We start from the raw sequence: 24727 nt of genomic DNA, 5'->3' as shown, positions 1-24727 counted from the left end.
CTTTAAATCTCAAGTTTACGACCAACCCTTGGTTCAGCTCGGCGATCCTACTGATCGCCGGCGCTGTTCAAACACTGACATTCTCGCCGTTCCACCTGTGGTGGCTCGGACCGCTGTCTGCGTTTCTGATTCTTCTGGCAACACTGCACCAACCTGCTAAAAAACTGTTCCGTGCTGGCTGGCTGGTGGGGTTAGGGTTGTTTGGCTCCGGCGCCAGCTGGATCTACATCAGCATCAGCGAGTACGGCAACACGCCCATCGTAGTCGCCATTATTTTGATGGTTTTATTCGTTGCGGGGCTCGCGTTGTTTCATGGATTGGCTTTCTGGTTCTGGGGCAAACTGGCAAAACAAAGCCTGATCCGTCGCCTGATCCTATTCCCCGCCATTTGGCTGATGGGCGACTGGCTACGAGGCTGGCTGCTCACCGGTTTCCCCTGGCTCTATCTGGGCACCGCCCATACTGACGGCCCTCTCGCCGGCCTCGCGCCAGTCACCGGCGTCCACGGGATAACCTTCTGGGTAACCGCCACAGCCGCAGCTGCGTATGCGTTCTGGTGGATGCTGAGGGTCGGCCGCACTAAAGCGGCTGTAGCAACCCTGATTGCCGCCCTATTGCCTTGGTTCATTGCCCCCGCGCTGAATAAAACCGATTGGACCGACATCAGTGACGAACCGGTCAGTTTTGTCACCATGCAGGGCAACATCCCCCAGCAGGTCAAGTGGGATCCGGACTTCCTTCGGGATCAGATTGTCACTTACTTGGGAATGACCGAGGAACATTGGCAAGCAGACATCATCCTATGGCCCGAAACCGCCATTCCGATCCCTCAGGACCAGGCCGGCCCCATCTTCGCCCACATTCAGGAACGATTGGGCGAAAACAGCACCCTGATCACCGGCATTCCCTGGTATGGCTACAGTGAGAAAAAGGCAGGCAACACCTTCCACAACAGCATCATGGCGATGGGCAACGGTGAAGGTATTTATCACAAACAGAAACTGGTGCCATTCGGAGAATATGTTCCGTTGGAAGGTCTGCTTAGAGGCCTGATCGGCTTTTTTGATCTTCCCATGAGCAGCTTTACGCCCGGCCCCAAAAATCAGTCGCCTTTGCAAGCTAATGGCACCAACGTGATGCCGTACATTTGCTACGAGGTGGCTTACCCGGATTTTGTTGCCTTCAACGCTCGCAACACCGGTCTGTTGCTGACCATCAGTAACGATGGCTGGTTCGGTGACTCCATCGGCCCCCTGCAACACCTGCAGCTGGCCCGCATGCGTGCACTGGAAACCGGCCGCTATATGCTTCGGGGTACCAATAACGGCGTCACCACCATCATCAATGAAAAGGGTCAGATGACCGAGCGCATCCCCCAGTTTAAGCGGACCGTCTTGACCGGCGAAGTGTTCACGGCCACCGGCAGCACGCCCTATATGCAAACCGGCTCCTGGCCAGTGCTCACCTTGGCATTGATTCTGATCGTCTTCGTCCGTGAACGAGTGATACCGAAGAACTGACCTTCAGGCTTTGTCAGCCTTGTTTGGCCAGCGACTGGTCACCCGTTCAAAATAATGGGAGTCGCAGGCCTCACAAGGCTCCAGATGACTGGTTTTTGTCAGGCATAGCATGTGATTGCAATTCAGACACTGAAACATCCCGGCAGTGGCCACTTCACCTGCAATGTACTGCCCCACTTCGTCGTTTTCGAGTTTCTGCTTCAGTGCCAGCGTGTCGACCAGCGTCTGATCCGCCACCGACAGTAACCGATCCGCCAGAGTTTGCTCGAGCAACGACATATCCAGTTGCAACCATTCTTTCAGGCCTTCCCCGGTTTCTTCGACAAAGTGCATCAGATGCTCCAGGTCTCTTTCGAGATAAGCCCCCAGCAGATCGGCCTCCTCCCGGGTCATCTCTTCCAGTTCGTACTCGAACTCGACGGCCTTCTGAACTTCTTCCTCCAGTGTCTGCAACGAGGTTTCCTGAAGCAGGTTTAATCGGGACTGCACACGCTCAAGCATTCTGTCATAGGCATCGAGGGCCTTGCCTGAAAGATGATTACGCTCTGGTTCGGTCATGGTCGTCCTCTCATCTTCTGAAAAACTCCAACATTAGGAAGTCTGGCACAAGTCCGACAAATTGGCAGACTACCTGTTAAGCCGCGGGTGCGTTAGAATGTTCGGCCTTTTCGAACATCATTCTGACACAGGGTAATTTTGGTAATGGCAGGACTGGACGAGCAATACAATCCACGCGATGTAGAACAGACCGCCCGTGACTTCTGGGAAACCAACGAAACCTTCAAGGTTGTAGAAGATACGAGCAAGCCCAAGTACTACTGCCTGTCTATGTTCCCGTACCCGAGCGGCAAGCTGCACATGGGTCACGTTCGCAACTACACCATCGGCGACGTGATCTCCCGCTACCAACGCATGCAGGGCAAAAACGTTATGCAGCCCATGGGCTGGGATGCTTTCGGCCTGCCCGCTGAAAATGCCGCCATTGCCAACAAAACCGCTCCCGCAAAATGGACTCGCTCCAACATCGAATACATGAAGAACCAGCTCAAGCAGCTGGGCTTCGGTTACGACTGGGGCCGTGAACTGGCCACCTGCGACCCGGAATACTACCGCTGGGAACAATGGTTCTTTGCCCGCCTTTACGAGAAAGGCCTGGTGTACAAGAAAATGTCCACCGTTAACTGGGACCCCGTGGACCAGACCGTACTTGCCAACGAGCAGGTTGTGGACGGCCGCGGCTGGCGCTCTGGTGCTCTGGTTGAGCAGAAGAAAATTCCTCAGTGGTTTATCCGCATTACCGATTACGCCGAAGAACTGTTGAACGATATGGACGACCTGGATGGCTGGCCCGAGCAGGTCAAGACCATGCAGCGCAACTGGATCGGCAAATCGACCGGCACCGAACTGACCTTCCCGCTGAAAAGTCGTGAAGACGGTCTGACCGTCTACACCACCCGCCCGGACACTCTGATGGGCGTGAGCTACATGGCTGTCGCAGCCGAGCACCCATTGGCCAAAGCGGCCAGCGAGCGTCATCCGGATGTGGCCGAGTTTGTCGAGCAATGCCGTAACAGCAAAGTGGCTGAAGCTGAAATGGCCACCATGGAAAAGAAGGGCATCGACACCGGATTCAAAGCGATTCACCCGCTGACTCAGGAAGAAATTCCGGTCTGGGTCGCCAACTTCGTGCTGATGGATTACGGTACCGGTGCCTTGATGGCGGTGCCCGGTCACGATGAACGTGACCATGAGTTCGCGCTTAAGTACAAACTGCCGGTCAAGCAGGTCATTGCCCCGAGCGATCACGAAGAGATCGATGTTCAGGAAAAAGCCTACACCGAAAAAGGCATTCTGGTTTCCTCTGGCAAGTACAGCGGCCTGACCAGCGACGAAGCATTCGTAGAAATTGCCAGTTTCCTGGAAGAAAACAACATTGGTAAGCGCACAATGAACTATCGCCTGCGCGATTGGGGCGTTTCACGCCAGCGTTACTGGGGCGCACCCATTCCGATGATGACTCTGGAAGACGGCACCGAGATGCCAGTTCCGGACGACCGCCTGCCAGTGCGCCTGCCTGAAGATGTGGAAATGGATGGTGTTCAATCGCCCATCAAGGCAGACACCGAATGGTGCAAAACCGACTACAACGGTCAGCCAGCCACACTGGAAACCGATACCTTTGACACCTTCATGGAGTCGTCTTGGTACTACGCCCGCTTCTGCAGCCCCAACTATGATCAGGGCATGCTAGACCCGGCAGCCGCCAACTACTGGCTGCCTGTTGACCAGTACATTGGCGGTATCGAACACGCCATCCTGCACCTGCTGTACGCACGTTTTTTCCACAAGCTACTGCGTGATGTCGGTCTGGTCGACAGTTCCGAGCCGTTCAAGCGCCTGCTGACCCAGGGTATGGTGCTGGCTGAAACCTATTACCGCAACGAAGACAACGGCGGCAAATCCTGGTACAACCCGTCCGAGGTTACGGTCGAGCGTGATGGCAAAGGCCAGGTAGTACGCGCTGTATTGAAGTCTGATGGTCAACCAGTCGAGATTGGCGGCGTCACCAAGATGTCCAAGTCCAAGAACAACGGCATTGACCCGCAGTCGATCATCGATGAGCACGGAGCCGATACCGTACGTCTGTTCATGATGTTCGCTGCGCCCCCTGAACAATCTCTGGAGTGGTCCGACAGCGGCGTTGAAGGTGCTCACCGCTTCCTCAAGCGGCTATGGCGCATCGTTCATGAGCACACCAGTAAGGGTGAAGTCCCGACACTGGATGTTGCCGGCCTGACGGGCGCGCAAAAAGATCTGCGCCGTAAGACTCACGAAACCATTGCCAAAGTCAGTGACGACATCAGCCGCCGCTTGACCTTCAACACCTCCATTGCTGCAACCATGGAGCTGCTGAACGAAGTCAGCAAACTCGCCGATGATGAACCGCAGAGCCGTGCCGTTCGGCAGGAAGCTCTGGATGTGGCCGTACTGGTACTGTCACCGATCGTACCGCACATCTGCCACAAACTCTGGCACGCGCTCGGGCACAGCGAAACCGTCGTCGATGCAAGCTGGCCAATTGCCGATGAGAGCGCCATGGTGCGCAGCGAAATCGAAGTTGTGCTGCAAGTAAATGGCAAGGTACGCGCCAAACAGAGCGTGCCCGCCGACATCAGCAAAGACGACTTGGAAAAGCTGGCGCTTGAGAACGAAAACGTACAACGCTTTGCCGAAGGCAAAACCGTTCGCAAAGTGATTGTCGTTCCCGGCAAGCTCGTTAACGTGGTGGCTAACTGATATGAGATGGGTGCCTCTGTTACTGAAAACACTTCGGTTGCCGCTACTAGCGGCACTGACCGTGACCGTCGTTTCCGGCTGCGGTTTTCAGCTACGGGGCACCTCGCCGGTACCGGCGGCTTTGCAGCCTCTGGCCATTGATTGCCCGGAGTCCTTGCCGGCTAGATTCTGTGAGTCGGTTCGGGAACAACTGTCTCTGGGCGGCATTGAGTTACAGCCCATCGAGACCGCCGATTACCAACTGAAACTTCGGAACTACAGTAAGGATCGCCGGGCGTCAGCAATCACTGCGCAGGCCTCTGCCGCCGAGTACGTTTTGCGCCACAGCGTAACCCTTGAACTATTCACGTCCAACCAGGTGCCGCTCATAGCAGCAACTGAGCTGACCTCTAGCGAAACCTATCGCTACGACGAAACCAACGTGCTCGCCAAGCAGCGAGAAGAAGAAGAGCTTCAACAGCAGCTTGGTGACCAACTTGCCCAGCAGGTTATTTTCCGGTTGGTGCCGATAACGCAAGAGCGAATTGACGCCGCCCTAAAGGCGCATTCAGCCAACGAAAAACCTTCCGAGTCACCATGAAGATTCAGGCCGGCCAACTCCCTCAAACACTGAAGAAGGGTCTTGCACCGGTTTACCTTGTCTCGGGTGATGAACCCTTGCTGGTTGAGGAATGCTGCGACCAGATACGCAAGAGCGCCAAAAACGCGGGCTACCGTGACCGTCTGACGTATCACGCTGATCAACAGCTGGACTGGGGCTCAGTGGCTAACGAATGTAACGCTATGTCTCTGTTTGCGGAGAAGCGGCGTATCGAAATCCACTTGCCCACCGGCAAACTGGGCGACGGCCGAAAGGTCATGGAGCAAATTCTCCAATTCCCTCCGGACGACGTCATCCTGCTGCTGATCAGTGCCAAACTCGACGCGGCAGAAACCAAACGTAAATGGTATAAAGATTTACAGGCCAATGGAGTCCATGTTCCGGTTTGGCCCGTGGATTCGGATAAATTTTCCGGCTGGCTTCAGCAGCGGGCCAGCAACCAGGGCCTGCACATTACCCGTGGCGCTCTGGCGATGCTGGCCGAACGCTTGGAAGGCAACTTGCTTGCCGCGAGTCAGGAGCTGGACCGGCTAACCCTTCTCTCCGACGGTAAAACCATCGATGAAGAAACCATCGAGATGGCGGTACAAGACAGCGCACGGTTCAACGGTTTCGAGCTGGTAACCGAATTGCTCGCCGGTAAAGCGGCTCATGCTGGCAAAATCATCGGAATCCTGCAGCAGGAAGGTGAAAATCCGCTGGGCTTGTTGAGCGTGCTGGTTCGTGATCTGCATTTAATCATAGAACTGAAGACCGCCTTACCTCCCGGCGACAATCCGGCGGGCTTTCTGAAAAAACGCGGGGTGTTCCAACCCAAGCGGGCGGGCGCTATTCAACAGGCCGCGCGACGACTCAGCCTGATGCAACTGCACCGCGCCATCAGACTGTGCAGTATTACCGATCGTGCCGCCAAGGGTTACGGCGACTTATCACCATGGCACCATCTCAGGGATTTGTCGGCTCTGCTTGCCGGCGCCAACTGAGTCGGCACCCAAGGCACCTCACTACACGCGCTCGCCTGATACCCCAGCCACACTGCAATACCCATCGAAACTTGCTGACACGCCTCACAAGGTGAGTAACAAACATACACATTAACCAAGCCAAACGCGGTTTCCGCTGACCATCACTGTGTCATACTTCACATCAATAAATGATCACACTGTCATAATTCCTGCGACTTGATCGTTTAGCTATCAGCCAGATCAGGCACTCGATGTACACGGTGAGGCATATGGACCATGAAAAAAATAATAGCCATACCCACGACACTTGCTATCGCTCTTTCAGCCGGCATGGTTATCGCTCAGAACACTCGATTCAGTGATCCGGAATCGGTGGTCAAAAATGAGTTTTGGGGCAACCTTTATGCTGACGGCGGGACGTCTTTTTTCTGTGATGAGCCGTTCAAATCCAAAGGTTTTGTGATGACTGACGGGCACATCTATCCGCTCGCCGATATTCGTTCCGCTTTGGATTGCGGGACCACATCGCAGTGCAAGCGGGATAATCGCTACCGCCAGATCTCGTCAGATTTGCACAACATGGTTCCGGTTCGCAGCCGCGTGGAGCTAAAACGCCGAACAGCGCGTTATGAGAATTTGAGTCAGGCCATCGATAGAGATGAGTGCGGCATCCGTACGAATAATCAGTTCTTTGAGCCGCCGGAGCGCATTAAGGGTGATGTCGCTCGTACGATGGCGTATATGGTCGACACTTACGGCTTGCCGTGGCTGGGCGCGTCTCCGGTGTTCCAGAGCTGGAGCGAGCTTGATCCGCCGGATGATAAGGAGCAGACCAGGCACCGTAGCGTTGCAGAAATTCAGGGTAATGAGAATCCGTTTGTGATTAATCCGGACCTGATCCATCGCCTGTAGTAACAACTTCGGCGCCCTAGGGTATGCGTGATACAGTTTGTTTATCAGTACCCACAAAAAAGCAGGCCACTAGGGCCTGCTTTGTACGTACCGGATCTACGAAATCGGTTTAAATTTCGTTCGCATCCAGCGCCATCATGGCATCGCTGCCACTGCGGATGCCTTCAGCCAGTGACACGGCCTTCGGCAGTAGTCGCTCGAAGTAGAAACGTGCGGTTTTCAGCTTACCGGTGTAGAAGCCGGAGGTGTCACCTTCTGCCTTCGGTGCAGCAGCTTTAACCGCTTTCGCCCACATGTAGGCCAGCGCGGTGTAGCCGAACATATCCAGGTAGTCGACTGCCGCAGCGCCAACGGCGTTGGGGTTTTCAGCAGCCTGTTTGATGACGTGTTCAGTGGTGTCAGCCAGTCGCTCCAGCGCAGCCGCCAGCGGCTCCAGGTAGGGGCGCAGCGCTTCGTCAGCGCTGTTTTCTTCGATGAATGCACCCACGTCTTCTGCGAAAAGTTCGAACAATTTGCCCTGGCTCGCCACCACTTTACGGCCCATCAGGTCCATCGCCTGGATACCGTTGGTACCTTCGTAAATCTGGGTGATACGGCAGTCACGAACCAACTGCTCCTGACCCCACTCACGGATGAAGCCGTGACCACCGAAGACCTGCTGGCCAATGATGGTGGTTTCCAGACCGCGGTCGGTCAGGAAGGCTTTGGCAACCGGAGTCAGCAAGGCAACCAAGCCTTCGGCGTGTTTGCGCTGCTCGTCGTTGTCGGAGTACTTGGAGATGTCCAACCACTTGGCTACGTATGTAGAGAAAGCACGGCCGCCTTCAACGTAGCTCTTCATGGTGAGCAGCATGCGACGAACGTCCGGATGAACCAGGATCGGGTCAGCGGCTTTTTCAGGCTGCTGGGCACCGGTTGGAGCACGGCTCTGGATACGCTCGTTGGCGTATTCACGAGCGCTTTGCAGTGAGGCTTCAGCCGCGCCAATACCTTGGATGCCTACACCCAGACGCTCGTAGTTCATCATGGTGAACATGGCGTTCAGGCCTTTATTTTCTTCGCCAACCAACCAGCCTTTGGCGCCATCAAAGTTCATTACGCAAGTAGCGGAACCTTTGATGCCCATTTTCTTTTCAATAGAACCACAGCTGAATTGGTTACGCTCGCCCAGAGAACCGTCGTCATTAACCATGAACTTCGGAACCAGGAACAAGGAGATACCCTTCGGACCTTTAGGTGCATCCGGCAGTTTGGCCAGCACCAGGTGGATGATGTTCTCCGCCATGTCGTGCTCGCCCCAAGTGATAAAGATCTTGGTGCCGGTTAGGTCGAAGGAGCCGTCGTCTTTCGGCTCAGCCTTGGTACGAATAATACCCAGATCAGTACCCGCATGCGGCTCGGTCAAGCCCATGGCACCAGACCAAACGCCAGAGTACATGTTCGGCAGGTACTTTTCTTTCAGTTCCTGGCTGCCGTGGGCGTTCAACGCCAGGCATGCGCCAGCGGTTAGCATGGGAGCCAGGCCGAAGGCCATGTTGGCGCCCTGCATCATTTCTTCAAATTGCGCGACCAGAGTTTTGGGCATACCCATGCCACCGAATTCCGGGTTACCGCCCAGACCATTCCAACCACCTTCAACGATGGTCTGATACGCCTCTTTAAAGCCTTCCGGACTGGTGACTTCACCTTCGTTCCACTTACAGCCTTGCTCATCGGCTTCGCGGTTCAGCGGGGCAAGAACGCCGCTGGTGATTTTTCCAGCTTCTTCCAGAATGGCATCGGCCGTTTCCGGATCTACATTTTCAGCAATTCTTGGCAGTGAGGCCCACAAAGCAGGCGCATCAAACATTTCGTTCAACACGAAACTCATATCACGAAGGGGGGCTTGATAATCAGCCATGTATAGCTCTCCAGAAAATCAGTCAGTCTTTTCGGGGGCATGCTCAAAACGGCCCTCACAAGAAGGCTCAGCGACGTCCGCCCGATCGGCAATGTGTCCGCAAAAAAATTATTATAGTGTGGGCCGGTATTCTACATTAATACCGACCCTAAACTCATGAAAAAAGCCCGTCTCCTCACAGAGAACGGGCTTTTTTTGCACTATCAATCAGATAGCAACCTCAGCCTTAAAGGGCGAAGTTTTCTTCCGGCATATCCAGCAGCGTATCTGCGCCGGCCAGCATGGTTACAGCGTGAGTCCTGGTACGCGGCAGCATGCGGGTGAAGTAGAAGCGTGCAGTCTGAAGCTTAGCGGTGTAAAACGCTTCTTCACTGGTACCTTCTTCCAGCTTCTCCTGAGCAATCTTGGCCATCTGGGCCCACAGGTATGCAAACACGGCGTAGCCAGAGTACATCAGGTAATCAACAGAAGCAGAACCAACTTCTTCACGGTTCTTCATGGCGGCCATACCCACTTTCATGGTCAGGTCGCCCCACTCCTTGTTGATCGCAGCCAGCGGCTCAACGAACTGCTTCAACTGCTCGTTGTCGGCATTTTCCTTGCAGAATACGTGAACCTGCTTGGTGAAGGTCTTCAGAGACTCTCCTTGAGTCATCAGAACCTTACGGCCCAACAAATCCAGCGCCTGAATGCCGGTGGTGCCTTCGTAGATCATGCCGATACGGGCATCACGTACGTTCTGCTCCATGCCCCATTCGGAGATGAAACCGTGACCACCGAATACCTGCATACCCAAGTTCGCTGCTTCGTAACCGATTTCGGTCAGGAAGGCTTTGGCGATGGGCGTCAGGAAGCCCAGTGCTTCGTCAGCTTCTTTGCGCTCTTCCTCAGTCTTACCACGACCTACGACGTCAGCTTTCTGAGCGGTCAGGTAGATCAGTGCGCGAGCACCTTCAGCCACGGCCTTCTGAGTCAGCAGCATACGACGCACGTCCGGGTGAACGATGATCGGGTCAGCAATGCCTTCTGGGTTCTTGGCGCCACTCAGTGAACGCATCGCCAGACGGTCTTTCGCGTAAGCCAGTGATCCCTGGAACGCCAGTTCTGCAGCACCCAGACCCTGAATCGCGGTACCGATACGGGCGGTGTTCATGAAAGTGAACATGCAGTTCAGACCTTTATTTTCAGGCCCGATCAACCAACCTTTGGCACCGTCGAAGTTCATTACGCAAGTTGCGTTACCGTGGATCCCCATCTTGTGCTCGATGGAACCACAGGAAACGGCGTTACGCTCACCGGCAGAACCGTCTTCGGCTGGCAGGCACTTAGGTACGATAAACAGGGAGATGCCCTTGGTACCTTCAGGCGCACCTGGCAGACGAGCCAGAACGATGTGAATAATATTCTCGGTCATGTCGTGCTCACCGGCAGAGATGAAGATCTTGGTGCCGGAAATGCTGTATGAACCGTCTGCATTAGGCTCTGCTTTAGTACGCAGTGTGCCCAGGTCAGAACCACAGTGAGATTCGGTCAAGCACATGGTGCCCGTCCACTCACCGCTGATCATCTTGGTCAGGTAAGTCTGCTTCTGTTCTTCAGTACCGTGTGCTTCAAGAGTATTGATTGCACCGTGGCTAAGGCCCGGGTACATACCCCAAGACCAGTTAGCGGTACCGTTCAGCTCGCTCATCACGATGCCGAGGGAATCGGGTAGACCCTGACCACCGTAATTGGCGTCAGCGGCCAGTGAAGGCCAACCGCCTTCAACAAACTGGTCGTATGCTTCTTTGAAGCCAGTCGGCGTTTTAACGCCGTCTTCGCTCCAGGTACAGCCTTCACGGTCGCCGATTGCGTTCAGTGGAGACAACACCTGCTCAGCAAATTTCGCACCTTCCTGGATGATGGCATCCACCATATCCGGAGTTGCGTCTTCAGCGCCTTCCAAATTGGCGTAGTGGGTCTCGCTGTCGAGCAGCTCGTTCATTACAAATTTGATATCACGCAGGGGCGCTTTGTACTCAGGCATTGAATCCACCTCAATTATGGTTGCAGCTGAAGTTGGTGCAGCTATGACCGTGGTTTGCTCAGACACCATGAAGCTTCCGCTCCAAGGTCTTAATTAAACACTTGTTTGAAACATACGTTTTGGAGCACAGAATTGTCAAGAGAATTGAGTCAATTTTGTCGTGCTTTGTGTGCACAAACGTAACCAGAGCAGGCTAGAAATAGCGATACGCCGTTCGTATTCAGACTGTTATGGCAGGAAAGGAATCAAACAAAAATCGAGGTCGCAGCGTCCGAGTCAAACCCGTAACCCTGCATGGCGGAGATGTTTTGATAGGCTTCTGTAGCCTGGCGGGACGGGGATTCCTGAGAGTTGCGGCCCGGCTCAGCTTCTTCTGCCCCACCATTAATGCTCGCCTTGTCGCTTTCACCACTGGCGAGTTCTGCTTGTGCCTGCAACATCGTCTGCATGGCCTGGGCGGCTACAGCGCGATCTTGCGATGACGGCTCGGCGGGCGCCATGGCAGCGAAGCGAACAACCCGCATCTTTTCGATCGTCGCCTGGGGATCACCCGCGACCGGTGACACATCAATAGGCACTTCACCGCCAACTGCGTACTGAGCGCCATCGGGGCCACGCTCATACGAATACGAGATAGCTCCGGCATGTTGTCCACCCACCGCTTGATGCGCGGCCTCGTGAGCACGTACCTCCCGGTCTCGGGCTTTGAGTTCGGTGAGTTCTTTCAGTTCGGATTCAGTCAGTCCCTGAGGGTTCTCTTTTTCTTGCCCCGTTTCTTCAGTCGACGAATCTGCCGATTTACCTTCAGAGGCTTGCTCTGGAGCGCGCACCGACCGACCTTCGTCGCCAGGGGATTTTTCACCGGGTGTGTCCAAAGCGCCAGAGACTGCCGAACCGCGGGAGTCGGGCCCTGAAACGCCGCTTAAAGAGGGGTAAACAGAAGAAGCGGATGGCAGTATGTTCACGGGTGAAATCTGCCGCTCACACCTTAATATCCAATAGAGTGCCTATGGTCTCATCCGCCGTTTTCACGACTTGCGCCGAAGCCTCGACACTGCGTTTGTACAAATTAAGCTCAAGCATGGGCTCAGCAAGGTTGCCAGCACCCTCAGCGCTCCCTTGCGGGCCGTCTGCTCCACCACGGGCGATCTTTCGAGCGGCATTGTCCATCCCGGCCATTCCGTCTTGGATGCCCTGAATACCAATACCGAGAGTGTTGTTGATCATGGAGGGGTGTCCCCGTGGTAGACAATTAACCTAATTAACGCACATGCCTGATCAATTTTCAATCAACGGAGAGACATTTAAATAACGAGCCAAAACCGCCGGCATATCGGCAACCGGCACCTCATCTATCCACGGTAAAATACCCAAACAGGGTGCATCAAGATGCGTTACCAGATAATTCAGCGTTTCCTGCTCACAACTCATCGACTCCGCCTCGGGATGATTGGCGACCCAACCGGCCACTTTCAAACCATCAGCACGAATCGCTTCTGCCGTGAGCATGGCATGGTTGATACAACCCAGCTTAAGCGGCACCACCAGAATAACCCCCAGACCCATCTCGCGAGGCACCGAAGCATAGGTCTCCCGATCGTTCAGCGGCACCCGCCAACCGCCAGCCCCTTCCACAAGCATCAAATCCGCCGGACGCATCTGAAGACCACGGCAAAATCCGATCAGACGCTGAGCACTAACCTGTTTACCTGCTTGAAGCGCCGCCACATGAGGGGCAATCGCAGGCTCTAAAGCGATCGGATTAATGGCATCATAGGCGATGGATTCCGTGATCGCGGCCTGAAGCATCAGAGCATCTTCATTGCGAAGCCCCTCCGGGGTTTGATCACAACCTGAGGCGATCGGCTTCATGGCGATGGTACGTTTACCCAGAGCCTTCGCCGCTTCCAGTATCGCGGCACTCACGATGGTTTTACCCACCTCTGTATCTGTACCCGTTACGAAATACGTTTTCTTCGCCATCTTATTTATCCTGCTGTGGGCTTTTGCCAATACAACCAACCGGCCTCGTAGGTCGCTAGAACAACTCCAGACCCCTCCCCCGGATACGCTCTACACATGCCCCTAAAACGTCCGGGAGCCGTCACCGTTCGGCGCCTTTCTTTACCTTTGAACACCGCGCCCAAATGCTTCAGCTCTCGATTCAGTGCCATCGGCGATTCATAGGACAAACGGATCGGCGCCAATTCCAGTGTCGAGCCGGGCAAAATCGCTCCGGTTAAACGGCACCATTCCGTCGCTGGCACAAAACGATTCACATGAGGCTGTCCTGGGTCCGCTTTAGCCCACGCCTGCTTGAGCTCCCGTAAAGTGCCATCTACCAAGGTAGACATCGCCAGAAAACCACCGGGCCTCAGCACTCTCTGGCATTCTGCCAGCACAGCCTCGGGGCGCCGACTCCACTGCACCATCAGGTTACTGAAGACCAGATCAACACTCCCATCCGCTAGCGGCAATTGCTCCGCATCGGCGTTGAGCCAGTTAACATGCTCCGACGCGGTGGCGGCCTCCGCCTGTTTCAACATACCAGGCGACAAATCAGCCCCGGTGACAGGCGCCTCGGGATAGCGTGTCATCAACTTGCGGGTAAACCAACCGGTGCCGCACCCCAAATCAAGAACGGCTTCCGGCAGCAATGCTTCAGGGATGCGCGACAACATAGCGTCGCCCATTATCTTCTGCAAACGAGAGGCGCTGTCATAAGTTTTGCTGGCACCCCCAAACCCCGACGCAATCGAAGCCTTGCTCCCCGTACCTCCGTCTACGCTAGCCACTAAATTCAAATCATTAAATATGTTCATCCGGCCACCACCTGCCCGGAATCACATGCCGCGAGCAACCCCCGACAACCCGACAGAGCTGCCAGCAATTGATCGACATGCTCTCGGGTATGCGAAGCGCTCAAAGTCACCCGAAGCCGAGCCTGCCCCTCGGGCACCGTTGGCGGCCGAATTGCCGTCACCATAACGCCCTGTTGCTCCAGCGCCTGACTCAACGCCAACGCCTCCTCATTGCCACCAATCATAATCGGCTGAATGGGCATATAAGACGGCATCAACTCATAACCCAGCGCTTGCGCGCCCTCTCGAAAACGCACAATCAACTCATTCAAATGGGCCCGCCTTTGATCATCGGCCTCGATCAGATCCAGACTGGCACAGGTCGCAATCGCCATCGCCGGCGGCATAGCCGTTGTGTAGATGTATGTTCGGGCCTTCTGGACCAGATAGTCCATCAGTACTGCCGGCCCAGCTACAAACGCACCACTGGTGCCCACAGCCTTACCCAAGGTGCCAATCAGAACCGGCACCTCATCCTCCGACAAGCCCGCTTCCAGCACACTTCCGCGACCCTGCGGCCCCAACACACCGATACCGTGGGCGTCATCCACCACCAACAACGCATCGTGGGCCTTGCAGACTCGAGCTAATGCTTTCAACGGCGCCACATCGCCGTCCATGCTGAAGACCCCGTCGGTCACCACCACCTTGTGACCCGAAGTGTCAGCCAACATAGCTCCCAGCGCCGCAACATCCCCGTGCGCATAACGCCGAACCCGGGCCCGGCTGAGAATACAGCCATCGATGATAGAGGCATGATTTAGCCGATCCGAAAAAACCGTATCGCCCCGCCCCACCAACGCTGAAAGCACACCAACATTCGCCATATAACCGGTGGAAAAAAACAATGCGCTACTGCGCTGGGCAAAGTCAGCCAACCGCTGCTCCAAGCGGTGATGAGCATCGTGATGACCACAGACAAGATGTGAAGCGGCCCCGCCGAGCCCGGTCTCCGGCAAGGCACTCTTGAGCGCATCTATGTTTTGAGGGTGATTGGCGAGACCCAGATAATCGTTGCTACAGAACGACAGCAACGCCTGACCATCCGCGATTAACTCCGGCTGTTGCGGGCCAGAAACCAAACGGCGGGTTCGATACAGGCCTGCCTGTTTCCGTTGTTCTATCTCAAGTGCAAAATCACGCATAAAGACGACACCAAACGGTCAGTGCGAAGAAAAAGCGGTCAATACGGGCCAGAACAATCAACTGACTCCCCGAACAAATTAGGAGTGAAGGTCTGGCGCTGCTTTTCGGGACTGTTGAAGGCCAAGGACGGCCTGAAACAAGCGCACATGGATGTGCTCGTAGCGTGTCCCGAAAAGCAACACCAGACCTTCACACACCACCAATTTCAGAAATTAGGCAGATTCCCGAGTAGCGTCATAAAACATATGACGGGTAGCCTCATACTCGACAGCCTCAGCAAGCACCTCTCCCTGCTGCTCCTCAGTCGCACACTGCTCACGCTGCTCGGGACGAATCCCCAGTTTGCGGAACAACTGCATATCCGCATCCGCCTCCGGATTAGAGGTCGTCAGCAACTTCTCTCCGTAGAAAATCGAATTCGCACCAGCTAGGAAACACAGCGACTGCATCTGCTCATTCATCTGCTCACGACCGGCCGACAGCCGAACATGAGACGCCGGCATCATAATCCGCGCCACCGCAATCATCCGGATAAAATCAAACGGTTCCAGATCCTCCACATCTTCCAACGGCGTGCCCTTCACCTTCACCAACATATTCACCGGCACACTCTCAGGATGCTGCGGCAAGTTCGCCAACTGAACCAACAAACCAACGCGATCCTCCTCATCCTCGCCCATACCCAGAATCCCGCCGCAGCAAACCTTCATCCCGGCCTTGCGCACGTTATCCAGCGTATCCAAGCGGTCCTGATAGGTGCGCGTGGTAATGATGTGGCTGTAGTACTTCTCCGAGGTGTCCAAGTTATGGTTGTAATAATCCAGACCCGCTTCGGCCAACTCCTGAGCCTCTTCCTCTTTCAACATGCCCAGCGTCATACAGGTTTCCAGACCCAGCGATTTGACCTGCTGAACCATGTCCAATACGTACGGCATATCTTTCTTTGAGGGGCTGCGCCAAGCCGCGCCCATACAGAACCGTGAAGCGCCTTTCTGCTTAGCCGCCTGTGCTTCCGCGACCACTTTTTCAATTTCCAGAAGCTTCTCTTTCTCTAGGCCTGTGTTGTAATGGCCGCTCTGAGGGCAGTATTTACAATCCTCAGGGCAAGCACCGGTTTTGATGGACAGTAGAGTGCTAACCTGAACCTCATTAGGATCAAAATGCTCTCGATGCACCGACTGGGCACGGAACAAGAGATCATTAAACGGGAGATGAAAAAGCTCTTGAGCCTCCTGAAGGCTCCAGTCGTGGCGCAGCGCAGTAGCGGTCATGTTCAAGTCCTGTTAACCTTAACAAGGTTTTTGGTTTACGGATAAACCACGATGATAAACAGACTAAAACCGCTGTCAACCTATCTAGGCAAATTGGTTAACAGCGAAGCTACAGCAGGTCGCTGTGTTACCTGCCTCGATACGCCGGCCAATCAAGGCCTCTGCACGGCCTGCCGAGCAGACCTTCCACACAACCGGCTGCACTGCGACACCTGCGCCCTCCCCCTGGCTTTTGCAGGCCCCGTCAGGCTCTGTGGCGAATGCCTGGCGCATCCACCACCCTTCACACGTTCGTTGATCCCTTGGCGCTACCAGTTCCCGGTCGACAGCATGATCGGCCGCTACAAATACCATGGCCAACGCAAATTCGCGCGGCCCCTGCTGGCTGATTTCAGCGACTATCTGGAACAAACACTGACTGACTCCGAACGTCCGGAGCTGTTGGTTCCCGCGCCCATGCATTGGCTGCGCCGATGGCAGCGCGGTTTCAACCAGTCACAGGACATTGCAGAATATGTGGGGGCTCGCCTGAAGATCCCGGTAGGAAGCAAAACCGTTCGGCGAAGACGGCAGGTGCACGCGCAAAGAGGCCTTAACAGAACCGAGCGCCTAACGAATCTGAACAAGGTGTTTGAGGTTTGCACCCCGATGCCGGAACGGGTCGCCATAATCGACGACGTGGTAACAACCGGTGCTACCTCTCGGGCTCTGGCCCGGGCATTAACCGAGGCTGGAGCGCGCGACATTCAAATTTGGGCCTTGGCTCGCACACCGGGTTAACCCAACTTCTGTTTTACAAAATCAGCGATGGCCAAGCAAGAGGTCAGGCCAGGCGACTCAATGCCAAAAAGATGAACCAGTCCCGACACCCCATGGTCCTCAGGCCCATCGATCCGGAAGTCAGCAAAGCCGTCCTCAGGCCCGGCCAGCTTGGGCCGAATGCCAGCATAAGCGGGCTGTAGCCGACTCGCATCGAGCGATGGCCACCACTGGCGAATGCCCTCTACAAAAGCCTGCATCCGATTTGGATCCACGGTGTAATTCTCCGTTTCAATCCACTCAACATCTGGCCCAAAGCGGGCCTGCCCGGCTAAATCCAACGTCAGGTGAACGCCAAGCCCGCCCGGTTCCGGCAAGGGGTAGATCAACTGATTGAATGGGTGCTTGCCGCTATAACTGAAATATACGCCTCGGGCTAACCACTGTTCTGGCTTGGCACTGTCAGGCAGACCCGACCAGCCTTGGGTAAGACCCGGCGCCCCCAACCCTGCTGCATTCACCACTTCACTGGCCATCAAGGTGACCGGAGCATCTCCACCGACCGTGAGCCGATGGCCATCGGGTGAGCTATCTGCAGCAAGAACCGGGCTGTTTAGTACCAGTTGCCCGCCGGCATCTTCCAGCTCACCCAGCATCGATAGCATCAAACCGTGGCTATCGATGATGCCGGTCTCAGGTGACCACAACCCAGCAAAGGCCCGTATATCGAGGCACTGCGCGTTCACTGCATCGCCGGTAACCTGTTGCAAGCTCACGCCATTACCTTCAGCTTGCCGGCAAATGGCCTCCAGCCTCGACGCCTGACGATCGTCGGTAGCAACGATCCATTTCCCGCACTTACGGTGCTCCACCTTCCGAGTGACGCAATACTCGTAGAGCAGCTCGCGGCCCCGAACACAAAACGACGCTTTCAGGGAATCCCTGGGGTAATAGATACCCGCGTGAATCACTTCGCTATTTCGGGAAGAAATACCCTCGCCAAATCTGGCGCCTGCTTCGAGGACCAGGACGTCGCGCCCTGACTGGGCAAGCGCCCGGGCAACCGCCAACCCCACCACCCCGGCGCCAACAACCACCGTTTGCACTTTGTAGCTTTCGTAACTCACTTTGCAGCCCTGCTATTCAATCAACAACCTGAAATTAACCCAGATAGCCCTGCGTTACATTACCTGAGCTTTCAGAACCGTTATACTTTACCGCAAGCGTAACGGGTGCACGGAGCATGGGATATGTCGGACAGGAAGCAGTTTCTTACGGTGATGATTGTCGCCGCACTCTTTGTGGGCTGGATTGGCTGGCGCGGCTTTGAAGTCACTAGCCTCAATGACCAACTGAAAGCCGACAAAGTAGTTTCCAGCTACCCCTATCAACACCGGGTGCTGCGCGTGGAAGGCGATACGGCAACCATCAGTTCGCTACGGTCCCATACGGTTTCAACACAACGAGCGTTGTCGGTGATCTTTCCCCGCATGAAACATTTGTCGGACACCCATCGCGACTGGCAAAAGGCTGAGCGCGAACTCGCCCAGGTTCAGGCTCGGGCCGGCGACATTGTGCTTTCATCGCCCGCCATTAAACGCGTGCGCTGGGAACTTGATGAAAACTGGTACCACCTGCAATCCATGCAATCTCAACAAAACTCGGCCCTCTGACTACTATGCAACATGAGCCTTCTGACATAACTGCTTCTACCCATCCGTACGACACTCTGACGCCGGAAACCATTCTCGACGCCTTGGAAGAAGCCGGCTTTGCCGTCAGTGGACGACTCTTTGCCCTGAACAGTTATGAAAACCGGGTGTATCAGATCGGGCTGGACGAAGGCCCTCCGGTCATCGCGAAGTTCTATCGCCCTGGCCGCTGGTCTGATGCTGCCATCCGTGAAGAACACGAGTTCACACTCGACCTTCAGGCCGCAGACATTCCCGTGGTCGCCCCACTGTCGCTGAACAACGGTAACTCGCTGGGTCGCCATGGCGAGTTCCGGTTCGCCGTTTTCCCTCAGCGCGGTGGACAAGCCCCAGACACCAGCATCCCCGACACGCTCTATCGTCTTGGCCAATGGTTGGGCCAGATCCACAACCTGGGCGCAACCAAATCATTCGAACACCGCCCGACGTTTGACCTGATTCACGGTCTGGAAGAACACAACGCACTACTCATTAACGGCGGCTGGATTCCTGATGACCTGCGACCGGCCTGGGACAGCCTGATCCCGGATTTAATGGCTGGCTGCAAACAACGGATGGACGACGCCGGTGACGTCGCCACGCTCCGAATCCACGGTGATTGCCATGCTGGCAATATTCTATGCCGAGATGAATCGATGCTGTTTGTCGACCTGGACGACTGCCGCACCGGCCCGGCCGTTCAGGATATGTGGTTGCTTCTGAACGGTGAATTCACCGAACGGGGCAGCCAACTCGGGGAACTGCTCGAGGGCTATGAGACCTTCCGGGATTTTGATCGTCGGGAACGTCACCTGATCGAGCCACTTCGCTGCTACCGCCAAATCGCACACTGTGCCTGGCTGGCGCGGCGCTGGGAAGACCCGGCTTTCCCCCGGTTTTTCCCGTGGTTTGCACAACCGCGCTTCTGGTCCGACCAGATCCTTTCCCTGCGCGAACAACTCTCGGCCCTGCAAGAGCCTGCTCTTGCGCTCCCAGGCCAATTCTGAACACTGACAAGAGGTAAACATGAGCGAAAGTGAAAGCCGCTATTCGACGCGAGCCCTTATTCTGACAGCGGTTATCGCCATCATCGGCACCGTGGTGGCTCTGGAAGCCGGGGGCCGCATCAAGCATTCAGACAACAAAGACCACGTTCCGGTCGGCGACTTTCAGGCCATTCACCTGGATCCGGGCGAAGAGTTCCGAATGTCCCGAAAGTCCTCAGAGCTGCACGCAGTCTGCGAAAACGGCTACCTTGCCATTGCTGCCGACGTAGACCCGTCCTTCCGCGGCGTTCTGGTGGATTACAAGAACCGTGGCGTACGCTGTGCCCGACCCTCGCCAACCGACCGGGACCCGGCAAAGCCTAAAGTCGAGGATAGCGATGAGCAGTAAAAAACCGACGCAGGCGCCACAAATGACTGACCGCCTGTTCGCGACCGAGCGCAATCCTGAAGACTTTCGTTTTGATGCTTCGGTGGCTCGGGTATTTCCGGACATGATTCGCCGCTCGGTGCCCGGTTACACCACGATCATCCCGATGATCGAAGTCATCACCGAACAGTACGTGCAACCCGGCTCCCACTGCTACGACCTGGGCTGTTCACTGGGCGCCTCGACACTGGCCATGCGACACGGTATCCCCTATTCCGATTGCACTCTGGTGGGCGTGGATAACTCCAGCGCCATGATCGAGCGCTGCGAACACTATGTTGCATTAGATGACCAGGAACTGCCGGTCACCCTGCGCTGCGAGGACATTCTGACCACAGAACTGAGCCAAGCTTCGGTCACTACCCTGAACTTTACACTTCAGTTTGTACCGCCTGAACGACGGAAAGATCTACTCACACGGATCGCCAGCGCCACCCTACCAGGCGGTGTATTGGTTCTGTCGGAAAAGATCCGTTTCGAGTCCGAGACGGAACAGGACACCCAGACTCAGCTGCACCACGAGTTCAAGCGCGCCAACGGCTACTCCGATCTGGAGATCAGCCAGAAGCGTGCAGCGATTGAAAACATCATGATTCCCGAGACCCTGACCACGCATAAGCAACGGCTTCTCGACGTAGGTTTTGACCAAGTACTGGTGTGGTATCAGTGTTTCAACTTTGTTTCCATGCTGGCCATCAAGAACCCCTAACCCCCGGATACCGCAAGACCTATGGCTGCTTTCGACTGGCGCACACATTTCTCCCCGTTTCTTGATTACCTGAACAACAGCGACCAGACAGCTTGGGCAGAGGTTCTTACCGACCAGCTGGTCCGCCGCTTTGAAGACAACCCCCACGGCGACATGGCTCGCTGGCAGGCGGCACTTGAAGCCCTGCCCACGAACCTCCCAACAAAAGTTGACCTTACCTCGTCCGCCGTCACCGTGACGACTGACCAACCCTTGGGTGAACAAAACGCAGAAAGTCTGGAGCTGGGCCTGCGCGGGTTGATGCCCTGGCGCAAAGGGCCCTTCAACTTTTTCGGCACCCACGTTGACACCGAATGGCGCTCAGACTGGAAGTGGGATCGGGTTGCCCCGCATCTGGCTGACCTTAACGAACGCACAATTCTGGATGTCGGTTGCGGCTCTGGGTATCACTGCTGGCGCATGGCCGGTGCCGGCGCGCGGCAGGTCGTTGGGATCGACCCCGGATTGCTGTTCATGTTTCAGTTTTTAGCGGTCAAAGGTTATCTCGGGGAGTCAGCTGTCGACTTACTGCCGATACGCATGGAAGATCTGCCGGAAAATCTCGAGCATTTCGATACCACCTTCTCGATGGGTGTGCTGTATCACCGACGCTCTCCAATTGACCATCTACTGGATCTGAAAGGCACCTTGCGCCGCGGTGGCGAGCTCGTTCTGGAGACACTGATTGTGGACGGCCCTGAAGGTTTCAGTCTGGTGCCGGAAGACCGCTACGGGCAAATGCGCAACGTTTGGTTCTTACCCAGCTGCCCGACCCTGATTCGATGGCTCGAACGCGCGGGCTTCAAAAATGCCCGCGTCGTCGATGTCAGCGACACCACCACCGAAGAGCAACGAAAGACTGACTGGATGCGGTTCAATTCTTTGGCAGACTTCCTGGACCCAAACGATCCCACGAAAACCGTTGAAGGTTACCCGGGCCCGAAACGTGCAACGATCATTGCCGAGAAACCCTGACGATCTATTCGCGACATAAAAAAACCGCCTGAAGCTTACGCTAAAGGCGGTTTTTTTGACTCAGAAGCTTATTCCCCGAACGGGTGCCTCAGAGTGATGGTCTCTACGCGGTCAGGGCCGGTAGAAATGATATCGATCGGCGCTTCGATCTGTTCCTCAAGGAAGCGGATATACGCTTTCGCGTTCTCCGGCAGCTCCTCAATGGTGGTCAAACCAAAGGTGCTTTCGCTCCAGCCAGGCAACTCTTCGTAAATCGGCTCGATGTCTTTAAAGGTATCGCAGCCGATCGGTGGTCGGGTGATTTCGCCGTCCGGTGTTTTGTAACCAACACAAACCTTCACCGTCTCCAAACCGTCCAGAACATCCAGCTTGGTCAGGCAGATGCCGGACACGCTGTTGATCTGGATCGCGTGACGCAATGCCACGGCGTCGAACCAACCACAGCGACGGGAACGGCCAGTGGTCGTGCCGACTTCGTTACCTTTGACCGCCAGGTGCTCACCCATGTCGCAATACAGTTCCGTCGGGAACGGACCTGATCCAACGCGGGTCGTGTAGGCCTTGGTAATACCCAACACGTAATCCAGATACAAAGGGCCAAAACCGGAACCCGTGGCGGTGCCGCCGGCGGTGGTATTGGAAGAGGTTACGTACGGGTAGGTACCGAGATCGATATCCAGCAGAGAGCCTTGAGCGCCCTCAAACAGGATGTGTTCACCACGCTTGCGGTGGCCGTGCAGAATATCGGTCACGTCGGCAGCCATCGGCAGAATTTCTTCCGCCATCTGCTTCAACTCAGCCAAAGCCGCATCGATGTCTTCGGCTTCTTCCTTGAAATATTCAGTCAGCACGAAGTTGTGGTAAGACATGATCTCGCGAAGCTTAACTTCAAAGTCTTCCATGTTGTGCAAGTCGCCAACACGAACACCCCGGCGAGACACTTTGTCTTCATAAGCCGGCCCAATACCACGACCCGTGGTACCGATTTTATCTTCGCCCTTCGCTCGCTCACGCGCCTGATCGATACGAACGTGGGTTCGCAGAATAATCGGGCAGGCAAGACTGATTTTCAGGCGATCACGCACTACAACGCCATTGGCTTCAAGTTCACGAACTTCTTTAAGCAGCGCTTCCGGTGAAAGCACGACGCCGTTGCCAATCAGGCAGTGGACACTCTTCCGCAGGATGCCCGACGGGATCAGGTGCAAGGCCGTCTTCTTGCCCTCGATGACCAGCGTGTGGCCGGCATTGTGACCGCCCTGAAAGCGCACCACTGCTGCCACTTTTTCCGTCAGAAGGTCGACGATCTTGCCTTTGCCTTCATCACCCCACTGGGTACCCAGCACAACAACATTTTTACCCATGATTCTCTCTCACATCAGGCGGCCCGAAGGAACGCGCCTTGCACATTTACTCAGGAATATTCGTTGGACACTGGAGCAAAGATCAGCCCAGCATCTCCACAACCCATTGCCCATCTTTTTTCACCAGCTGACGATCACAACCTTGCAACACGGGATCTGCAGATTCGTCACCGGGTAACTGCCTAATGACCGTCTCGGTCATTCGTAAGCCGGAAATAACGCCTTCAAGTGCTGAATCTTCAACGGCGGGCGCCCAAATAGCTCCCGATCGATGGTGTACACGCTCACCCAGAGCCACCAACGCGCGAATGTCCAGACTGAATCCGGTAGCGGGACGCGCACGACCAAAATCACTACCAATGGCATCGTAACGACCACCTTTGGCAACGGAGTCACCATGACCGGGCACATAGGCCGCAAACACCAGACCGGTGTGGTAGTTGTAACCACGCAGCTCACAAAAATCGAAGCCCAGACTGACTTCCGGGAAATCACGAGTGAGCATCTCGACCACCCGAGTCAGTTGATCCAGAGCCGCGTCGAGAGCCTCGGAAGCACCGCCCAGGATCGATCGTGCCTGATCCAGCGCTTCTACTCCACCGTTCACACGAGCAAGCTCGCGCAACCGCGCGCCAGATGACCCGGGCTCACAGCCACCAAGCAACCGATCGAGCTCTGGCACCGACTTTCGAGCCATCGCGTCAAATACAGCCGCTTCGGTGTCTTTATCGAACCCAGAGCTGGCAATCAGACTTTCATAGATTGATACGTGCGCCAGATCCAGATGCACTCGAGGCAATCCGGCAACCCGAAGGGCTTCCAACATCAAGCTGATGATTTCCAGGTCCGCCGCTTCCGAGGTGCTGCCAAACAATTCGCAGCCCGCCTGAATCGGCGTTCGGCCGGTCAGCATATGACGAGGACGGGTGTGCAACACATGCCCCGCGTAGCATAGGCGGGTAATGCCTTCCTGGCCCAGCGTATGTGCATCAATCCGAGCGGCCTGCGGCGTCATGTCCGCACGCACACCCATCATGCGACCGGTGAGTTGGTCGGTCAGTTTAAACGTCTGCAACTCCAGGTCGTGTCCGGTTCCTGTAAACAGGGACTCTAGATACTCGATCAGGGGCGGGATAACCAATTGGTAACCCCAGCGTTGGCAGGTGTCCATTACATCCCGGCGCAGGGACTCGATCCGTCCGGCCAGCGGAGGAAGAATGTCTTCAACTCCATCTGGCAGTAACCAGCGATCAGATA

General features: G+C 55.6%; 23 protein-coding genes. 11 read left to right on the top strand and 12 right to left on the bottom strand.

Features of this window, described 5'->3' with window-relative positions:
- The first annotated feature begins 44 nt into the window (after window positions 1-44).
- Window positions 45-1520, top strand: a complete 1476-nt coding sequence (gene lnt, locus VOI14_RS12865; RefSeq protein WP_416361425.1) for an apolipoprotein N-acyltransferase — start codon at window positions 45-47, stop codon at window positions 1518-1520.
- Between the two features lie 3 nt (window positions 1521-1523).
- Here the strand turns inward: lnt and VOI14_RS12860 are convergent, their stop codons facing one another.
- On the bottom strand, window positions 1524-2078 hold the full coding sequence (locus VOI14_RS12860) for a zinc ribbon-containing protein (RefSeq protein ID WP_323752450.1): 555 nt from the start codon (window positions 2076-2078) through the stop codon (window positions 1524-1526).
- 153 nt (window positions 2079-2231) lie between these two features.
- Here VOI14_RS12860 and leuS point away from each other — a divergent pair, with 153 nt between their 5' ends.
- From leuS to VOI14_RS12840, 4 genes are all read left to right on the top strand, one after another.
- The gene (leuS, locus tag VOI14_RS12855) at window positions 2232-4817 is read left to right on the top strand and encodes a leucine--tRNA ligase (RefSeq protein ID WP_323752489.1); all 2586 of its coding nucleotides are present in this window, start codon (window positions 2232-2234) and stop codon (window positions 4815-4817) included.
- A 1-nt stretch (window position 4818) separates the two neighbouring features.
- Complete coding sequence (lptE, locus tag VOI14_RS12850; protein ID WP_323752449.1) at window positions 4819-5397, top strand: LPS assembly lipoprotein LptE; 579 nt, start codon at window positions 4819-4821, stop codon at window positions 5395-5397.
- Window positions 5394-6401, top strand: a complete 1008-nt coding sequence (holA, locus tag VOI14_RS12845) for a DNA polymerase III subunit delta (protein ID WP_323752448.1) — start codon at window positions 5394-5396, stop codon at window positions 6399-6401. Before lptE ends, holA begins: the two co-directional genes overlap by 4 nt.
- A 258-nt stretch (window positions 6402-6659) precedes the next feature.
- Entirely contained in the window at window positions 6660-7295 is a 636-nt protein-coding gene (locus VOI14_RS12840) for an endonuclease (protein WP_323752447.1), read from the top strand.
- Window positions 7296-7404: 109 nt separating this feature from the next.
- On the opposite strand, the gene VOI14_RS12835 is transcribed toward VOI14_RS12840, so the two are convergent.
- The 8 genes from VOI14_RS12835 to bioB all read right to left on the bottom strand — a co-directional run bounded on the left by VOI14_RS12835 (window position 7405) and on the right by bioB (window position 16499).
- Window positions 7405-9195: an acyl-CoA dehydrogenase C-terminal domain-containing protein gene (locus tag VOI14_RS12835; protein WP_323752446.1), complete on the bottom strand. Its 1791-nt coding sequence runs from the start codon at window positions 9193-9195 to the stop codon at window positions 7405-7407.
- A 226-nt stretch (window positions 9196-9421) separates the two neighbouring features.
- On the bottom strand, window positions 9422-11221 hold the full coding sequence (locus VOI14_RS12830) for an acyl-CoA dehydrogenase C-terminal domain-containing protein (RefSeq protein ID WP_323752445.1): 1800 nt from the start codon (window positions 11219-11221) through the stop codon (window positions 9422-9424).
- Between the two features lie 245 nt (window positions 11222-11466).
- Window positions 11467-12186, bottom strand: coding sequence for a putative metalloprotease CJM1_0395 family protein (locus VOI14_RS12825; RefSeq protein WP_323752444.1), 720 nt, complete (start codon window positions 12184-12186; stop codon window positions 11467-11469).
- A gap of 16 nt (window positions 12187-12202) precedes the next feature.
- The gene (locus VOI14_RS12820; RefSeq protein ID WP_323752443.1) at window positions 12203-12448 is read right to left on the bottom strand and encodes a flagellar basal body rod C-terminal domain-containing protein; all 246 of its coding nucleotides are present in this window, start codon (window positions 12446-12448) and stop codon (window positions 12203-12205) included.
- Window positions 12449-12499: 51 nt separating this feature from the next.
- Window positions 12500-13204 carry a dethiobiotin synthase gene (bioD, locus tag VOI14_RS12815; protein ID WP_323752442.1) on the bottom strand — a complete coding sequence of 235 codons (705 nt, stop codon included), beginning with the start codon at window positions 13202-13204 and terminating at the stop codon, window positions 12500-12502.
- Between the two features lie 5 nt (window positions 13205-13209).
- A complete protein-coding gene (bioC, locus tag VOI14_RS12810) occupies window positions 13210-14043 on the bottom strand; it encodes a malonyl-ACP O-methyltransferase BioC (protein WP_323752441.1) in 834 nt (277 codons plus the stop codon).
- On the bottom strand, window positions 14040-15227 hold the full coding sequence (bioF, locus tag VOI14_RS12805; protein WP_323752440.1) for an 8-amino-7-oxononanoate synthase: 1188 nt from the start codon (window positions 15225-15227) through the stop codon (window positions 14040-14042). The genes bioC and bioF overlap by 4 nt, the downstream gene beginning before the upstream one ends.
- 213 nt (window positions 15228-15440) lie before the next feature.
- On the bottom strand, window positions 15441-16499 hold the full coding sequence (gene bioB / locus VOI14_RS12800) for a biotin synthase BioB (protein ID WP_323752439.1): 1059 nt from the start codon (window positions 16497-16499) through the stop codon (window positions 15441-15443).
- 51 nt (window positions 16500-16550) lie between these two features.
- Here bioB and VOI14_RS12795 point away from each other — a divergent pair, with 51 nt between their 5' ends.
- Complete coding sequence (locus tag VOI14_RS12795; RefSeq protein ID WP_323752438.1) at window positions 16551-17279, top strand: ComF family protein; 729 nt, start codon at window positions 16551-16553, stop codon at window positions 17277-17279.
- On the opposite strand, the gene VOI14_RS12790 is transcribed toward VOI14_RS12795, so the two are convergent.
- Window positions 17276-18385 carry an NAD(P)/FAD-dependent oxidoreductase gene (locus VOI14_RS12790; protein WP_323752437.1) on the bottom strand — a complete coding sequence of 370 codons (1110 nt, stop codon included), beginning with the start codon at window positions 18383-18385 and terminating at the stop codon, window positions 17276-17278. The two genes, VOI14_RS12795 and VOI14_RS12790, sit on opposite strands and share 4 nt — an antisense overlap.
- Before the next feature lie 123 nt (window positions 18386-18508).
- Here VOI14_RS12790 and VOI14_RS12785 point away from each other — a divergent pair, with 123 nt between their 5' ends.
- Genes VOI14_RS12785 through cmoB form a run of 5 tightly spaced genes read left to right on the top strand, consistent with a single transcriptional unit; the run spans window position 18509 to window position 22106 of the window.
- Entirely contained in the window at window positions 18509-18931 is a 423-nt protein-coding gene (locus VOI14_RS12785) for a hypothetical protein (RefSeq protein WP_323752436.1), read from the top strand.
- A 5-nt stretch (window positions 18932-18936) separates the two neighbouring features.
- Window positions 18937-19956: a serine/threonine protein kinase gene (locus VOI14_RS12780; RefSeq protein WP_323752435.1), complete on the top strand. Its 1020-nt coding sequence runs from the start codon at window positions 18937-18939 to the stop codon at window positions 19954-19956.
- Window positions 19957-19975: 19 nt separating this feature from the next.
- Window positions 19976-20344: a kinase gene (locus VOI14_RS12775; protein ID WP_323752434.1), complete on the top strand. Its 369-nt coding sequence runs from the start codon at window positions 19976-19978 to the stop codon at window positions 20342-20344.
- A complete protein-coding gene (cmoA, locus tag VOI14_RS12770; protein WP_323752433.1) occupies window positions 20334-21092 on the top strand; it encodes a carboxy-S-adenosyl-L-methionine synthase CmoA in 759 nt (252 codons plus the stop codon). Before VOI14_RS12775 ends, cmoA begins: the two co-directional genes overlap by 11 nt.
- A 21-nt stretch (window positions 21093-21113) precedes the next feature.
- Window positions 21114-22106 carry a tRNA 5-methoxyuridine(34)/uridine 5-oxyacetic acid(34) synthase CmoB gene (gene cmoB, locus VOI14_RS12765; protein ID WP_323752432.1) on the top strand — a complete coding sequence of 331 codons (993 nt, stop codon included), beginning with the start codon at window positions 21114-21116 and terminating at the stop codon, window positions 22104-22106.
- A gap of 68 nt (window positions 22107-22174) precedes the next feature.
- On the opposite strand, the gene VOI14_RS12760 is transcribed toward cmoB, so the two are convergent.
- The gene (locus tag VOI14_RS12760) at window positions 22175-23470 is read right to left on the bottom strand and encodes an adenylosuccinate synthase (protein ID WP_323752431.1); all 1296 of its coding nucleotides are present in this window, start codon (window positions 23468-23470) and stop codon (window positions 22175-22177) included.
- Between the two features lie 82 nt (window positions 23471-23552).
- On the bottom strand, window positions 23553-24727 hold a 1175-nt coding region (locus VOI14_RS12755), incomplete at its 5' end, for an ATP phosphoribosyltransferase regulatory subunit (RefSeq protein ID WP_323752430.1).

Origin of the sequence: Marinobacter sp., from assembly GCF_034669625.1 — a bacterium.
Taxonomy (GTDB): Bacteria; Pseudomonadota; Gammaproteobacteria; order Pseudomonadales; family Oleiphilaceae; genus Marinobacter.
The sequence above is the reverse complement of the archived record's forward strand: the minus strand, read 5'-3'. Positions and strand labels throughout refer to the sequence as shown.

Excerpts from the sequence above, each read along its gene's own strand:
- VOI14_RS12860 (WP_323752450.1), bottom strand. The coding sequence starts at position 2,078 with ATGACCGAACCAGAGCGTAATCATCTTTCAGGCAAGGCCCTCGATGCC.
- lptE (WP_323752449.1), top strand. The coding sequence starts at position 4,819 with ATGAGATGGGTGCCTCTGTTACTGAAAACACTTCGGTTGCCGCTACTA.
- holA (WP_323752448.1), top strand. The coding sequence starts at position 5,394 with ATGAAGATTCAGGCCGGCCAACTCCCTCAAACACTGAAGAAGGGTCTT.
- VOI14_RS12840 (WP_323752447.1), top strand. The coding sequence starts at position 6,660 with ATGAAAAAAATAATAGCCATACCCACGACACTTGCTATCGCTCTTTCA.
- VOI14_RS12835 (WP_323752446.1), bottom strand. The coding sequence starts at position 9,195 with ATGGCTGATTATCAAGCCCCCCTTCGTGATATGAGTTTCGTGTTGAAC.
- VOI14_RS12830 (WP_323752445.1), bottom strand. The coding sequence starts at position 11,221 with ATGCCTGAGTACAAAGCGCCCCTGCGTGATATCAAATTTGTAATGAAC.
- VOI14_RS12820 (WP_323752443.1), bottom strand. The coding sequence starts at position 12,448 with ATGATCAACAACACTCTCGGTATTGGTATTCAGGGCATCCAAGACGGA.
- bioD (WP_323752442.1), bottom strand. The coding sequence starts at position 13,204 with ATGGCGAAGAAAACGTATTTCGTAACGGGTACAGATACAGAGGTGGGT.
- bioC (WP_323752441.1), bottom strand. The coding sequence starts at position 14,043 with ATGAACATATTTAATGATTTGAATTTAGTGGCTAGCGTAGACGGAGGT.
- bioF (WP_323752440.1), bottom strand. The coding sequence starts at position 15,227 with ATGCGTGATTTTGCACTTGAGATAGAACAACGGAAACAGGCAGGCCTG.
- bioB (WP_323752439.1), bottom strand. The coding sequence starts at position 16,499 with ATGACCGCTACTGCGCTGCGCCACGACTGGAGCCTTCAGGAGGCTCAA.
- VOI14_RS12795 (WP_323752438.1), top strand. The coding sequence starts at position 16,551 with ATGATAAACAGACTAAAACCGCTGTCAACCTATCTAGGCAAATTGGTT.
- VOI14_RS12785 (WP_323752436.1), top strand. The coding sequence starts at position 18,509 with ATGTCGGACAGGAAGCAGTTTCTTACGGTGATGATTGTCGCCGCACTC.
- VOI14_RS12780 (WP_323752435.1), top strand. The coding sequence starts at position 18,937 with ATGCAACATGAGCCTTCTGACATAACTGCTTCTACCCATCCGTACGAC.
- VOI14_RS12775 (WP_323752434.1), top strand. The coding sequence starts at position 19,976 with ATGAGCGAAAGTGAAAGCCGCTATTCGACGCGAGCCCTTATTCTGACA.
- cmoA (WP_323752433.1), top strand. The coding sequence starts at position 20,334 with ATGAGCAGTAAAAAACCGACGCAGGCGCCACAAATGACTGACCGCCTG.
- cmoB (WP_323752432.1), top strand. The coding sequence starts at position 21,114 with ATGGCTGCTTTCGACTGGCGCACACATTTCTCCCCGTTTCTTGATTAC.
- VOI14_RS12760 (WP_323752431.1), bottom strand. The coding sequence starts at position 23,470 with ATGGGTAAAAATGTTGTTGTGCTGGGTACCCAGTGGGGTGATGAAGGC.